General features: G+C 61.7%; 11 protein-coding genes. 5 read left to right on the forward strand and 6 right to left on the reverse strand.

What is annotated here, in order from left to right:
• Positions 1–7: 7 nt before the first annotated feature.
• Both ACGYLO_RS02035 and infB read left to right on the forward strand, forming a co-directional pair.
• Positions 8–628 carry an RNA-binding protein gene (locus ACGYLO_RS02035; protein ID WP_271688604.1) on the forward strand — a complete coding sequence of 207 codons (621 nt, stop codon included), beginning with the start codon at positions 8–10 and terminating at the stop codon, positions 626–628.
• Positions 629–637: 9 nt separating this feature from the next.
• Positions 638–3,106: a translation initiation factor IF-2 gene (gene infB, locus ACGYLO_RS02040; protein ID WP_271688603.1), complete on the forward strand. Its 2,469-nt coding sequence runs from the start codon at positions 638–640 to the stop codon at positions 3,104–3,106.
• A gap of 9 nt (positions 3,107–3,115) precedes the next feature.
• Here the strand turns inward: infB and ACGYLO_RS02045 are convergent, their stop codons facing one another.
• The 6 genes from ACGYLO_RS02045 to ACGYLO_RS02070 form a co-directional block, all read right to left on the reverse strand.
• Positions 3,116–3,922: a metallophosphoesterase gene (locus ACGYLO_RS02045; protein ID WP_271688602.1), complete on the reverse strand. Its 807-nt coding sequence runs from the start codon at positions 3,920–3,922 to the stop codon at positions 3,116–3,118.
• On the reverse strand, positions 3,919–4,836 hold the full coding sequence (locus ACGYLO_RS02050) for a diacylglycerol kinase family protein (protein ID WP_271688601.1): 918 nt from the start codon (positions 4,834–4,836) through the stop codon (positions 3,919–3,921). The genes ACGYLO_RS02045 and ACGYLO_RS02050 overlap by 4 nt, the downstream gene beginning before the upstream one ends.
• Positions 4,837–4,917: 81 nt before the next feature.
• Positions 4,918–5,040 (reverse strand): hypothetical protein, encoded by a 123-nt coding sequence (locus tag ACGYLO_RS02055; RefSeq protein ID WP_271688600.1) that lies wholly within the window; start codon positions 5,038–5,040, stop codon positions 4,918–4,920.
• A gap of 117 nt (positions 5,041–5,157) precedes the next feature.
• Positions 5,158–5,556 (reverse strand): 8-oxo-dGTP diphosphatase MutT, encoded by a 399-nt coding sequence (gene mutT, locus ACGYLO_RS02060; RefSeq protein WP_067264286.1) that lies wholly within the window; start codon positions 5,554–5,556, stop codon positions 5,158–5,160.
• Between the two features lie 4 nt (positions 5,557–5,560).
• On the reverse strand, positions 5,561–6,787 hold the full coding sequence (gene argJ, locus ACGYLO_RS02065; RefSeq protein ID WP_271688599.1) for a bifunctional glutamate N-acetyltransferase/amino-acid acetyltransferase ArgJ: 1,227 nt from the start codon (positions 6,785–6,787) through the stop codon (positions 5,561–5,563).
• 3 nt (positions 6,788–6,790) lie between these two features.
• Complete coding sequence (locus ACGYLO_RS02070; RefSeq protein WP_271688598.1) at positions 6,791–7,639, reverse strand: peptidylprolyl isomerase; 849 nt, start codon at positions 7,637–7,639, stop codon at positions 6,791–6,793.
• Between the two features lie 173 nt (positions 7,640–7,812).
• Here ACGYLO_RS02070 and secA point away from each other — a divergent pair, with 173 nt between their 5' ends.
• From secA to ACGYLO_RS02085, 3 genes are all read left to right on the forward strand, one after another.
• Positions 7,813–10,515 (forward strand): preprotein translocase subunit SecA, encoded by a 2,703-nt coding sequence (gene secA / locus ACGYLO_RS02075; protein ID WP_271688597.1) that lies wholly within the window; start codon positions 7,813–7,815, stop codon positions 10,513–10,515.
• Positions 10,516–10,617: 102 nt separating this feature from the next.
• Positions 10,618–11,589 carry a hypothetical protein gene (locus ACGYLO_RS02080; RefSeq protein WP_271688596.1) on the forward strand — a complete coding sequence of 324 codons (972 nt, stop codon included), beginning with the start codon at positions 10,618–10,620 and terminating at the stop codon, positions 11,587–11,589.
• Positions 11,590–11,608: 19 nt separating this feature from the next.
• Positions 11,609–13,168 carry a phosphate ABC transporter substrate-binding/OmpA family protein gene (locus ACGYLO_RS02085; RefSeq protein WP_271688595.1) on the forward strand — a complete coding sequence of 520 codons (1,560 nt, stop codon included), beginning with the start codon at positions 11,609–11,611 and terminating at the stop codon, positions 13,166–13,168.
• Positions 13,169–13,173: the final 5 nt, after the last annotated feature.

Raw genomic sequence — 13,173 nt, forward strand, 5'->3', positions numbered from 1 at the left:
GTTGCACATGGGACGCGGTGGCGCCTCGAATGACCGCTCAGACGGTGCGGAACGCAAGTGCATCGCCACGGGCGAGGTGCAGCCGAAACACGGGTTGATCCGTTTCGTGGTCGGCCCGGACAATCAGGTTTACCCGGATATTCTAGGTAAACTGCCGGGCCGGGGCATCTATGTCGCGGCGGATCGTGCGGCGCTGGAATTGGCCATCAAGAAAAAGGCCTTTTCCCGCTCGGCGAAACAGCCGGTCACCCTGCCCGACGGGCTGGTCGACGAGGTCGAGCAGCAGTTGGCGCGGCGGGTGGTGGAGTTGATCTCGCTCCAGCGCAAGGCGGGCAAGGCGGTCGCCGGTTACGAAAAGGTCAAGGGTTGGTTGCAAACCGAAGAGGCCGAAGTATTGATACAGGCCGTAGACGGGTCAGGGCGCGGCAAGTCCAAGCTGAGCACCCCACACTATGGTCATTACATCGGTTGGTTGACAGCCGATGAATTGGGTTTGGCATTCGGTCGCCAAACTGTGATACATGGGGCGCTCGCCTCTGGTGGACTCACGCAACGTGTTGTAGAGGAAGCCGGTAGACTTAAAGGCGTGCGCGTAAACGAGGGTGGCAACGGCCATCCGAAAGGATAGACGAGCTTCATGAGCGATAGTGACGGCAAGAAAACATTGGGTCTGCGCGGTGGCGCACGTCCGGGGAACGTAAAGCAAAGCTTTAGCCACGGGCGTACCAAAAACGTTGTGGTCGAAACCAAGCGCAAGCGTGTTGTGGTGCCCAAACCGGGTGGCCAGAAATCAACAGGTCCGGGCGCCGGGCCGATTGGCGATCCCAAGAAGCGCCCCGCAGGCATCACCGATGCCGAGATGGAGCGCCGTCTGAAGGCCGTTCAGGCCGCCAAGGCCCGTGAGGCCGAGGAAGCCGCGCAGCGTGAAGCCGAGGAAAAAGCCCGCGCCGAAGAGCGTGAGCGTCGCCGGGCCGAGATTGAGGCCAAGGAACGCGAAGAGCGTGAGCGCGAAGAAAGCCTCAAAGCCAAGGCCGAAGAAGACGCCCGTCGCAAGGCAGAGGCCGAAGCGGCCGCTGCTGCGCCCACGCCCGAACCCGCCGCTGCACGCGAGCCGGGCAACAAACCTGCGCCCGCCGCGACACCGCGCAAAACCACGGACCGTGACCGCGACGACAGCAAGAAGCGCAATAAAGGTGGCGACAGCCGCCGCGCGGGCAAGCTGACCGTCAATCAGGCGCTTGCCGGTGGCGAAGGTGGTCGTCAGCGCTCCATGGCGCAGATGAAGCGCAAGCAAGAACGTGCGCGTCAAAAAGCGATGGGTGGTCAGGTCGAGCGTGAAAAGATCGTGCGCGACGTGCAACTGCCGCCCGCTATCGTGGTCTCTGAACTTGCCAACCGTATGGCAGAGAAGACCGGCGCGGTGGTCAAGGCGCTGATGCAAAACGGCCTGATGGTAACCCAGAACGAAACCATCGACGCCGATACAGCCGAGCTGATCATCGAGGAATTCGGCCACAAAGTGGTGCGCGTTTCCGACGCCGACGTCGAAGATGTCATCAAAGAGGTCGAGGACGATCCGAAGGACCTGCAATCGCGTCCCCCGGTCATCACGATCATGGGCCACGTCGACCACGGCAAAACCTCGCTTCTGGACGCGATCCGCAACGCCAAGGTTGTGGCGGGCGAAGCCGGTGGCATCACGCAGCACATCGGCGCCTATCAGGTGAAAACCGACAACGGCACCGTGCTGTCCTTCCTCGACACGCCGGGTCACGCGGCCTTCACCTCCATGCGTTCGCGCGGGGCTCAGGTGACGGATATCGTGGTTCTGGTGGTCGCGGCGGATGACGCCGTGATGCCGCAGACGATCGAAGCGATTGCCCACGCGAAAGCGGCCAAGGTGCCGATGATCGTGGCAATCAACAAGATCGACAAACCCGCCGCCAATGCCGACAAGGTCCGTACCGATCTGCTTCAGCACGAAGTCATCGTCGAGAAGATGTCGGGCGATGTGCAAGACGTCGAAGTTTCGGCAGCGACAGGCCAAGGTCTGGACGATCTGCTCGAAGCCATCGCGCTGCAGTCGGAAATCCTCGAACTCAAGGCGAACCCGAACCGGGCCGCCGTGGGTGCGGTGATCGAAGCGCAGCTTGACGTGGGCCGCGGCCCCGTGGCGACTGTGCTGGTTCAGAACGGCACGCTGCGTCAGGGCGATATCTTCGTCGTGGGTGAGCAGTACGGTAAGGTTCGTGCGCTGATCAACGACCAAGGCGAGCGCGTCAAAGAAGCCGGGCCTTCGGTGCCGGTTGAGGTGCTGGGCATCAACGGCACGCCCGAGGCCGGTGACGTGCTGAACGTGACCGAGACCGAAGCGCAGGCCCGTGAGATTGCCGAGTATCGTGCGCAGGCCGCCAAGGACAAACGCGCCGCTGCCGGTGCCGCCACGACGCTGGAACAGCTGATGGCCAACGCCAAGGCGGACGAGAACGTCAGCGAGCTGCCGATCTTGGTCAAAGCCGACGTTCAAGGCTCCGCTGAAGCGATCGTTCAGGCGATGGAGAAGATCGGCAACGACGAAGTCCGCGTTCGGGTTCTGCACTCCGGTGTGGGCGCGATCACCGAGACGGATGTCGGCCTTGCCGAAGCCTCCGGCGCGCCGATCATGGGCTTCAACGTGCGTGCCAATGCCTCAGCTCGGAACACGGCGAACCAGAAGGGTGTCGAAATCCGCTACTACTCGGTCATCTATGACCTTGTGGATGACGTGAAAGCGGCCGCAAGCGGCCTGCTGAGCGCCGAGATCAAAGAGAACTTCATTGGCTACGCCAATATCAAAGAAGTCTTCAAAGTCACTGGTGTGGGCAAAGTCGCAGGCTGTCTGGTTACCGAAGGCGTCGCCCGCCGCAGCGCCGGTGTGCGTTTGCTGCGCGACAACGTCGTGATCCACGAAGGCACGCTGAAAACGCTCAAGCGCTTCAAAGACGAAGTGCCCGAGGTTCAGTCCGGTCAGGAATGCGGCATGGCATTCGAGAACTACGAAGACATCCGCCCCGGCGATGTGATCGAGATTTTCGAGCGCGAAGAAGTGACGCGCACCTTGGCCTAAGCCAAGCGCTTACAAGATGAATTCTCCAGAGGCCCGGTCGAATTGCCGGGCCTCTGCTTTTGTGAAGGCCTTCTTGCTGTCATCGAAACTGATCCGCGCCAGATTGACGTGTAGGGGCGAGATATCGATCAGGTTGAAATCATTCGGCTCCCCCCGCTGGCGCGAAGACAGGCTGGTTCCCGCGTGCAGTTGGATTGCCAGATGACCGTCATGCTCAGGCGCTGGATGGGCAAAGGTGCCTGCGTGCCAAATATGTAGATGCCCCGAGAGGATCAAGTCGGCGCCGCAGTCCAAGAGCCGCTTCAGCGCGCGTTTCGCGCCGGGAATGGGCTTCTTGTGGGTCTCATTGGGGTGATCCAGCGGATGGTGGCAAACCGCAATGCGCAGGGTCTTTTCCCCCCCGCGTGACAGGGCGCGGCAGGCGCGGCCTAAACGGCGCAGGCCCAGTTTGCCGGTCTGCCATTTGAACCGATCAACGGTGTTGATCCCCACGGCGACAAAATCCGCCCCCTCATGCACTGGCGTAAGGTCGTGATCGATCCAACGCCGGTAATAGCGCCACGGGGCGAAAAACCGGGTAAAGGGGCGGTGCAGCGGAATATCGTGATTGCCCGGCACGCTCAGCACCGGTGCGTTGATCCGGTCGATAAAGGCCCGCGCGGCGCGATACTCTTTTTCCCGCGCCCGTTGAGTCAGGTCGCCCGAGATGATCACCAGATCGGGGTCATAGCCATTCACCGCCTCTAGGAGCGGCACCAGAAGGTCGGGGCGGTCCTTGCCGAAGTGCAGGTCGGATAGGTGGATCAAACGGCTCATCGCACGGTCTTCCCGGTCGTGGAGGGTATAAAGATATGAATGGGCGAACTGGCACGAGTGAGCCGATACGGGCCGCGCATTACCGCAATCTCTCCGTCCCGCGCGACATAGCGCTTGCGTTGCTTCATGCGTATCTCAATCTCGGACCCGCAGAGCATTTCGTAGTCCGTGTGGTGTTTCGCGCGACCTGTCGCCAACGCCACCGCATGGCGCAGCAGGCCGAAACGATAGGTGTCAGGGGCGACCAGCAGCACCATATCGCCGCGCGCGATGCAGTCCTGCCCATCAAGCCCCATTTGATCCAGTTGAAACGCGTTGTTCACCGCGAAAACCAGCGGGGTGCGCAACTGGCTCTCTTTCCCGTCGACCACGATAGTCAGTTTGAGCGAGGTGCGGAAATCCATCAAGGCTTTGATCACCGACCAATAGGCGGCGATCCGGCTGCGTCCCCAACGGCGGTAGATGCCTTCGCGTGTCTTGAGGATCGCGGGATAGGCGCCGATGCTGGCGTTGTTCAAAAAGGTCTCACCGTTGATCGTCGCCACATGCACCGGGCGACTGTCGCCAGCGGCGATGACGTCGACCGCCTCTTCAAGGTTCTCTGGAATACCCATCGACCGCGCGAAATAGTTGAAGGTGCCCTGCGGGATGATGCCGAGCGGACGGTCGTGGTCTACCATGGCCGAGGAAACGCCCGAGATCGTGCCATCCCCGCCCGCGACGGCAATGATCCCCTCGCCGCTAGACAGGGCTTCGCGCGCTGCGCTAGCAGGGTCGTTGCGTTTGTCGGTATGAATGAATTCTGCCGTGATCCCATGCCGCGCAAAGGCGGAGCGGATCGTGTTTTCGGCTTGGTCACCGTCTTGACGGCCTGAACCGCGGTTCAGAATGACGATAGCGCGCTTCGATGACATAAGTTCCCCTGCCAAATGCTCGGGGAAAAACGCGGTGGAACGCCTATTTGTTCACCTCAATAGGCGTTCCGATGAGATTTTTCAGACAGGCTTGCCTTCGAAAATCTTCCCGTCGACCTGAACGGCCATGCGACCGCCCGCCAACATTTTTACAAAGATACCCTGAACGTAAATGGAACTTCCGATTGCGATGGTTCTCAACATGTCGGCACCCTTTCATACAGATGTTACAACTCTGCCTCAGGATGGTGCGCATTCGGTTAAAAAATCCGCAACATGCTGAGCGATTGGCGATCACTAGTGCAATTCTGCCACTCTACGCTAGAGCCAATCACGCAATATTGATATAAGCGGCACGTCTGCCTCGGGCATCGGATAGGCGCGCATTTCGTTCGGGCGCACCCATTTCAGGGTCTGCCCCTCGCGGGAAACCGGTGTGCCGCCCCATTTGCGACAGGCGAACAGCGGCATCAGAAGGTGGAAATCACTGTAGCTGTGGCTGGCAAAGGTCAGCGGGGCAAGACAGGATTCCCATGTCTCGATCCCCAGTTCCTCATGCAACTCGCGGATCAGCGCCGCTTCTGGCGTCTCTCCGGGTTCGATCTTGCCGCCCGGAAACTCCCAAAGGCCCGCCATCGGCTTGCCTTCGGGGCGTTGGGTCAAAAGCACGCGGCCATCGATGTCGATCAAGGCCGCGGCGGAAACCAGCACTGTCTTCATCTGGTCAGGACCGATAATCGGCGTTGATGTCGATATAGCCGTGGGTCAGGTCACAGGTCCAAACCGTGCACTGCCCCTCGCCAAGGCCCAGATCGACGCCGATGGTGATGTTCTGACCCTTCATATGCGCGGCGGCATCCTCTTCGCAGTAGTCTGGGCTGCGCCATCCGTCGCGCGCGACTTCGATATCGCCGAAACGGATCGACAGACGATCACGGTCCGCCGCGGCCCCGGATTTCCCGATGGCCATGACGACGCGGCCCCAGTTGGGGTCTTCGCCCGCGATTGCGGTTTTGATCAGGGGGGAGTTGGCGATGGCCATGGCGTGGATTTTGGCTTCGTCATCGTTGGAGGCACCGGTTACGGCCACTTCGACGAATTTCTGCGCGCCTTCGCCGTCTTTGACGACCTGATGCGCGAGGTCCATCATCACGTCCCGCAGCGCCGCGTCGAAGGCTTCATTGCCCGATACATCGACACCGGAGGCGCCTGTTGCGGCCATGATCAGCGCGTCGGAGGTGGAGGTATCACTGTCGACAGTAATGCAGTTGAACGTTGTCTCGGTATGGGTCGAAAGGCGCTGTTGCAGCTCGTCCGTCGCCAGCACCGCATCGGTAAAGATATAGACCAGCATGGTGGCCATATCGGGCGCGATCATGCCCGACCCTTTGGCGATCCCCGCGATAGACACGGTTTTGCCCCCGATCTCAACCGTAGCGCTGGCCCCTTTGGGGAAAGTGTCCGTCGTCATGATGGCGCGCGCCGCGTCTTCGATGCCTGCGGGGTCAAGCTGGGCATGGAGATCACCCAGCACGGCGGTGATCCGTTCATGTGGGAGGGGTTCGCCGATGACACCGGTGGAGGAGGTGAAGACCCGCGCTTGCGGCACGCCGCAGGCCTCGGCAGCGGCGGCGGTGATCGCTTCGACCGCGTCGGTGCCGCCCCGCCCAGTAAAGGCATTGGCGTTGCCCGAGTTCACGACGATGGCGGCGCCTTCGTCCGAGGCGCCGCCGATTTTTGCCTGGCAATCCAGCACCGGGGCGGCGCGGGTGGCGGAACGTGTGAACGCCCCCGCCACGGCGCTGCCCGGCGCCAGTTTCGCCAACATCACATCGGTGCGCCCTTGATAGCGCACGCCTGCGGCGATGGTGGCGAAGGTCACGCCGTCGATAACCGGCAGTTCGGGAAAACGGGCCGGGGCGAGCGGCGAGACAGCCAGGGATTTAGCCATGAGTTAGTTCAGCCATTCGATGTTGTTGAGAACGGAAGGGTCGACGCCTTCGGCCGCGCTGCGGTCAACCTCGGCGGAGTCGGTCAGGCTTTCGATGGCCTCTTGCACGTTGGTCTGGCGGATTTGGGTTTCCAGCTCTTCACGCACGTCTTCCAGTGCGGGGGCTTCGGCGGTGCGCGTCTCGTTCAGCTTGATGACATGCCAGCCGAACTGGGTTTCCACCGGTTCCGACACGCTGCCGGCTTCCATGCCAGCGACGGCCTCTTCAAAGGCAGGAACCATCATGCCGGGGCCGAACCACCCCAAGGAGCCGCCACCGGGGCCGGAGGGGCCGGTCGATTTCTCTTTGGCGAGTTCGGCGAAATCCGCGCCGCCGTCGAGTTCTGCCTTGATCGCGTCGGCTTCTTCCTTGGTTTCGACAAGGATATGCGAAGCGTTGAACTCGGGTTCAGGCTCTGCATCGCTGTATTGCGCGTCATAAGCCGCTTGCAGTTCTTCGTCGCTGACATCTTCGGCCATGACGCCTTCGATCGCCTCACCCGCGGTGAGCGAGCGGGTCTCATTCTCGAGCGACAGGGTCACGCGCGGCGGCAATTCGCCGGTAAAGCTGTCGGCGAGGGCCGTCTGTTGCACAAGCTGGTCCAGAAGACCTTTGAACAGCACATCTTCGGGCAGTTGTTGGTACTGCTGGGGCAGGCTCGCGCGTGCGACAATCATATGCCCAAGCGTGATTTCGGTGTCGTTGACGGTGGCAACAACCGTGTCGAGACCCGGTTCGTCCTGGGCGGCCACAGGCAGCGCCACAGCGGCGGCAAGCGCCAAAGACGACAGAAATGTGAGGGGTTTTTGCATGGTTGGGTCCAATCGCTTCCTTCGTAGCAGGGCTGCTACATTGACAGTGTATGGCACGCCCCTTACATCGCCTTATGGCGCTGAGAGGCGCGGGCTCATCCACTATCTATGGGCTGCCATGGCGCTCGGCAACCAGATCGGCGCAAGACATCATAACTTCGGCGGGAGATTACATGCTGGGTATCGGAACAATCGCCAAAAAGGTCTTTGGCACGCCAAACGACCGGAAGATCAAGGCGACCCGGCCGCTTGTGGCTCGGATCAACGCGCTGGAGCCTGAGTTCGAAAAGCTGAGCGACGAAGAGATCAAGACGCGCACCGAGGAGTTGGCCAAACGGGCCGATGCGGGCGAAAGTCTTGACGATCTGCTGCCCGAAGCCTTTGCCAACTGCCGCGAAGCGGCCCGCCGCACCCTTGGCCTGCGTGCTTTCGACACCCAGCTTTTAGGCGGGATTTTCCTGCATCAGGGCAATATCGCCGAGCAAAAGACCGGTGAGGGCAAAACCCTGACCGCGACCTTCGCGGCCTACCTCAACGGGCTTACGCATAAAGGCGTGCATGTGGTGACGGTGAACGAATACCTTGCCAAACGTGACGCCGAATGGATGGGCAAGGTCTTTGGCGCGCTCGGTCTGACCACCGGCGTCGCCTATTCCGGCATGCCCGAAGACCAGAAGCGCGCGGCCTATGCCTGCGACATCACCTATGCCACCAACAACGAACTCGGCTTCGACTACCTGCGCGACAATATGAAGTCGAACCTGTCGGACATGCTGCAACGCGGCCATAACTTTGCCATCGTGGACGAGGTCGACAGTATCCTGATCGACGAAGCGCGGACGCCGCTGATCATCTCCGGCCCCTCGCAGGACCGCTCCGAGATGTACCAGATCATCGACGCGCTGATCCCGTCGCTCACCGAAGAGCATTTCGAGCTGGACGAGAAGACCCGCAACGTCACCTTCACCGACGAGGGCAATGAGTTCCTCGAAGAGCAGTTGCGCGCGCGGGAATTGATCGAAGAGGGGATGACCCTTTACGACCCCGAAAGCACGACAATCGTGCACCACGTCAACCAAGGTTTGCGCGCGCATAAGCTGTTCCAGCGCGACAAGGACTACATCGTGCGTGATGGCGCGGTGACGTTGATCGACGAATTTACGGGCCGCATGATGCCGGGCCGCCGCCTGTCGGACGGTCTGCACCAAGCGATTGAGGCCAAAGAAGGCGTCGACATCCAGCCCGAGAACGTGACCCTCGCAAGCGTCACTTTCCAGAACTACTTCCGCCTATACGACAAACTGGGCGGCATGACCGGCACGGCCCTGACCGAAGCCGAAGAATTCGCCGAGATCTATGGCCTCGGTGTGGTCGAAGTGCCGACCAACGTGCCAATCGCCCGTGTGGACGAAGACGACGCCGTCTATCGCACCGCGCGTGAGAAATACGAGGCGATGATCGAGCGGGTCAAAGAGGCCCACGCCAAGGGGCAGCCCTGCCTTGTCGGCACCACTTCGATCGAAAAGTCCGAACAGCTCAGCGCCATGCTGACCGCCGCCGGGATCGAGCACAATGTGCTCAACGCCCGCCAGCACGAGCAAGAGGCGCAGATCATTGCCGAAGCGGGCAAGTTGGGCGCGGTGACCATCGCCACCAACATGGCGGGCCGCGGCACCGATATTCAGTTGGGCGGCAACGTCGAATTGAAAGTGCTCGACGCGCTGGATGCCGATCCTGAGGCCGACCCGGCCAACATCCGCGCCCAGATCGAAGCGCAGCACGCCGAAGAGAAGCAGAAGGTGCTGGAGGCTGGTGGTCTCTACGTTCTGGCTTCTGAGCGTCACGAGAGCCGCCGCATCGACAACCAGTTGCGGGGCCGTTCGGGCCGTCAGGGTGATCCGGGCCGCACCTCTTTCTTCCTGTCGCTCGAAGATGACCTTATGCGCATCTTCGGTTCGGAACGGCTTGAGAAAGTGCTGACGACGCTGGGCCTGAAAGATGGCGAAGCCATCGTGCACCCATGGGTCAACAAATCGCTGGAGCGCGCGCAGGCCAAGGTCGAAGGCCGCAACTTCGACATCCGCAAGCAACTGCTGAAGTTCGATGACGTGATGAACGAGCAGCGCAAGGTGATCTTTGGCCAGCGCCGCGAGATCATGGAGGCGGACAACCTCAATGAGATCGTCACCGACATGCGCGAGCAGGTGATCGACGATCTGATCGACACCTATATGCCGCCCAAGACTTATGCCGATCAGTGGGACACCCAAGGTTTCTATGCCGCAGTGATCGAACAGTTGAACGTCGACGTGCCGATCATCGCATGGTGCGAAGAGGACGGCGTGGATGATGAGGTGATCCGCGAACGTCTGATGAAAGCCACGGATGAGCTAATGGCCAAGAAGGCCGAGGCCTTTGGCGAAGAGAACATGCGCAACATCGAGAAACAGTTGTTGTTGCAGGCCATCGACACCAAATGGCGCGACCACCTGCTGACGCTCGAACATCTGCGTTCGGTCGTAGGCTTCCGCAGCTACGCGCAGCGCGATCCGCTGAACGAGTATAAGAACGAAGCCTTCCAATTGTTCGAGACGATGCTCGACAGTCTGCGGCAGGACGTGACCCAAAAGCTGGGCCAGATCCAACCGATGAGCGAAGAGCAGCGCCGCGAGATGATGCAGGAAATGGCCGCCCGTCAGGCCGCGATGCAGGCTGCGGCGAGCGAAGCGGCAGATGAGGCCTCTGAACAGGCCGAGGCCGCAGCCCCCGGTTTTGACGAGAACGATCCGTCCACATGGGGCAACCCGGGCCGGAACGATCCCTGCCCCTGCGGCTCTGGCAAGAAGTTCAAACACTGCCACGGTCAGATCACTTGAGCGGCGTCACCTTTTCGCCCATAACTTGGCGTTTCAGGGCCATACCCCGGCCCTGATCCGCGCCCATAAAGTCTCTAACGAATCCGTTGGAGGAGACTTGTCATGTGGCGCACGAAAGAAATTCTGACAGCTGTCGGCACTCTGGCCTGTGCGGTGGGCATTGGCTATGTCATGCAAAGCTCCGACACCGCGCAGCAGCGCTATGGCGCGGCTGAGGCGCAGCGCCCGGTGGCCGACAATGGCGCGTTACTTGAGGTTGAAGGCATCACCCTGACCTCTGCCGCGCTCGACAGTCCCATCGCGCTGCCAACACTGGATGACCGCGTGATCAAGGCCGCAGCGCCCCAAAGCCTGCCGCCCGCCCCGGAAAGCCACGGCGCCGCGATCCCCGCGACCTGCGATATCATTGCCGAAGCGGATGCCGTCGCCGCCGCGATGGTGAAACTCACCCTCGATGCCGCCTGCCTGCCAAATGAGCGGCTGACCGTGCACCATAATGGGATGATCTTTACCGAAGTGACCGATGACCAAGGGCAGTTGTCCGTCACCGTCCCGGCCTTGGCGGAAGAGGCTGTTTTCATCCTCGCCTTCGGCAACGGTGATGGCGCGGTGGCGCAGACTTCGGTCCCTGAACTCTCTGATTTCAACCGCGTCGTGCTGCAATGGAAAGGCACGGCAGGGTTTGAGCTTCACGCCCGCGAGTTCGGCGCGGATTACGGTGAGGCGGGCCACGTCTGGTCCGGTGCGCCGCGCGATATGACCGCCGCGGTGCTGGGCGAAGGGGGCTACATGACCCGCAATGGCGACATTGAGGCTTCTGAGCCGCTGATGGCCGAAGTCTATAGTTTCCCGGTCGCCAAAGCGGGGCAGGAGGGCGATGTCGCGCTCAGCGTGGAGGCCGAGGTGAGCGAGGCGAACTGCGGACTTGAGATCGAAGCACAGGCGCTGGAACTGCGCGGCGATGATCCGGTGAAAACCCAGAACCTGACCCTCGCCGTGCCGGACTGTGACGCGGTCGGCAACTTTCTGGTGTTGAATAATTTGCTCCAAGACCTGAAAGTCGCGCAGAACTGACGCAACCGGGTAGGTCTAGATGAACGGGTTGAAACGTGCGGCGATCAGCGCCGCACTTTTGCTTTTTACGACGGGCGCATCCGCAGCGCAGGACATCGCACTGACCTCGCGCGATGGCAGTGTCGAACTCAGCGGCACCCTGCTGGGGTTCGACGGCGAATTCTACCGCGTCGAGACGGACTATGGCGAGTTGACCGTCGACAGCAGCGGCGTCTCTTGCGCCGGTCCGGGCTGCCCCAACCTTGCGGATTTCGTGGCCGAGGTGCGCTTCTCGGGCTCCGCCACCATGGGGGCGGTGCTGATGCCCGCGCTGATCGAAGCATTCGCCGCGCGCCAAGGCTATACCGTTAGCCGTGAAGAGGGGGACAGCGGGCACTTCGCGCTGCTGCTCTCGCGTGAGGATGACGGCAAGCTTGCCGCGCGGTTCGATTTCCGGGCAAGCAATACCAACGAAGGCTTTGCCGATCTGCTGGCGGATGAGGCTGATGTCGTCATGGCCCTGCGCGAGGTGCGCCGCGAAGAGCGGATCAATGCCCGTGAGGCGGGCTTGGGTGATCTGACCGGTGCCAATCGCAGCCGGGTTCTGGCGCTTGATGCGGTGGTGCCCGTGGTCGCCCCGTCCAACCCGGTGAGACAAATCTCGCCGCTGACCTTGGCGCGGGTGTTCTCGGGCGAGATCAAGAATTGGCAGCGCCTCGGCGGGCCGGACGCACCGATTGAGTTGCATTTGCCCACCGCCGACAGCGGGTTGAGCCAAGCCATCGTGGATCAGGTGCTCACCCCCGCCGGGCTGGAACTGAGCGCCGATGTCACCCGCCACGCCATGCCCGATGCGCTGGCCGAAGCGGTCGCGCGGGATGTTTTTGCCCTTGGCATCACCAGCTATGCCGAACAGGGTGAGACCGAGGTGCTGACCCTTGGCGGCAACTGCGGTTTTGCGCTGGATGCCGCACGGCGCATGATCAAAACCGAAGACTACCCGCTGACCGCGCCGATGTTCCTCTATTTCCCCGCCCGGCGCTTGCCGCTGATTACGCGGGAGTTTCTGGCCTTCACCCGTGGCCCTTCGGCCCAGATCGTGATCCGCCGGGCCGGTTTTGTGGATCAAACGCCCGAGGAAATCCCGGTTGAGGAACAGGGCAACCGCTTTGCCAACGCGATCATCACGGCGGGCGCGGAAACGCCGCTGGAAGAGTTGCAGCGCATGACAGCGACACTCGTGCCGATGGCGCGGCTCACCACCTCTTTCCGCTTCGAGGCCGGGTCGATCCGGCTTGATGCGCAGTCGCGATCCAACGTGCAGCAATTGGCGCGCGCCTTGGAGCAGGGGCAGTATGATGCGCGGCGGCTGATGTTCGTGGGCTTCAGCGATGGCGAGGGGGCCGCGCGGGCCAACCGCGAAATCGCCCTGCGCCGGGCCGAAGCGGTGCAGCGCGCGGTCAGCGCGGCTGCGGTCACGGCCAATCTGTCGCGCATCGATTTGCGGGTCGATGCCTTTGGCGAGGCGATGCCGATTGCCTGTGACGACAGCGAATGGGGCCGCCAGGCCAACCGGCGAGTCGAGGTTTGGGTCCGCTAGGCACA

It is taken from the genome of Sulfitobacter sp. 1A13353 (assembly GCF_043557255.1).
In the GTDB taxonomy this organism is placed as follows: Bacteria; Pseudomonadota; Alphaproteobacteria; order Rhodobacterales; family Rhodobacteraceae; genus Sulfitobacter; species Sulfitobacter faviae.

Bases quoted from the DNA above. Each gene is read 5' to 3' on its own strand.
- mutT (WP_067264286.1), bottom strand. From the start codon at position 5,556: ATGAAGACAGTGCTGGTTTCCGCCGCGGCCTTGATCGACATCGATGGC.
- ACGYLO_RS02070 (WP_271688598.1), bottom strand. From the start codon at position 7,639: ATGCAAAAACCCCTCACATTTCTGTCGTCTTTGGCGCTTGCCGCCGCT.
- ACGYLO_RS02045 (WP_271688602.1), bottom strand. From the start codon at position 3,922: ATGAGCCGTTTGATCCACCTATCCGACCTGCACTTCGGCAAGGACCGC.
- infB (WP_271688603.1), top strand. From the start codon at position 638: ATGAGCGATAGTGACGGCAAGAAAACATTGGGTCTGCGCGGTGGCGCA.
- ACGYLO_RS02055 (WP_271688600.1), bottom strand. From the start codon at position 5,040: ATGTTGAGAACCATCGCAATCGGAAGTTCCATTTACGTTCAGGGTATC.
- secA (WP_271688597.1), top strand. From the start codon at position 7,813: ATGCTGGGTATCGGAACAATCGCCAAAAAGGTCTTTGGCACGCCAAAC.
- ACGYLO_RS02085 (WP_271688595.1), top strand. From the start codon at position 11,609: ATGAACGGGTTGAAACGTGCGGCGATCAGCGCCGCACTTTTGCTTTTT.
- ACGYLO_RS02035 (WP_271688604.1), top strand. From the start codon at position 8: ATGGGACGCGGTGGCGCCTCGAATGACCGCTCAGACGGTGCGGAACGC.
- ACGYLO_RS02050 (WP_271688601.1), bottom strand. From the start codon at position 4,836: ATGTCATCGAAGCGCGCTATCGTCATTCTGAACCGCGGTTCAGGCCGT.
- ACGYLO_RS02080 (WP_271688596.1), top strand. From the start codon at position 10,618: ATGTGGCGCACGAAAGAAATTCTGACAGCTGTCGGCACTCTGGCCTGT.
- argJ (WP_271688599.1), bottom strand. From the start codon at position 6,787: ATGGCTAAATCCCTGGCTGTCTCGCCGCTCGCCCCGGCCCGTTTTCCC.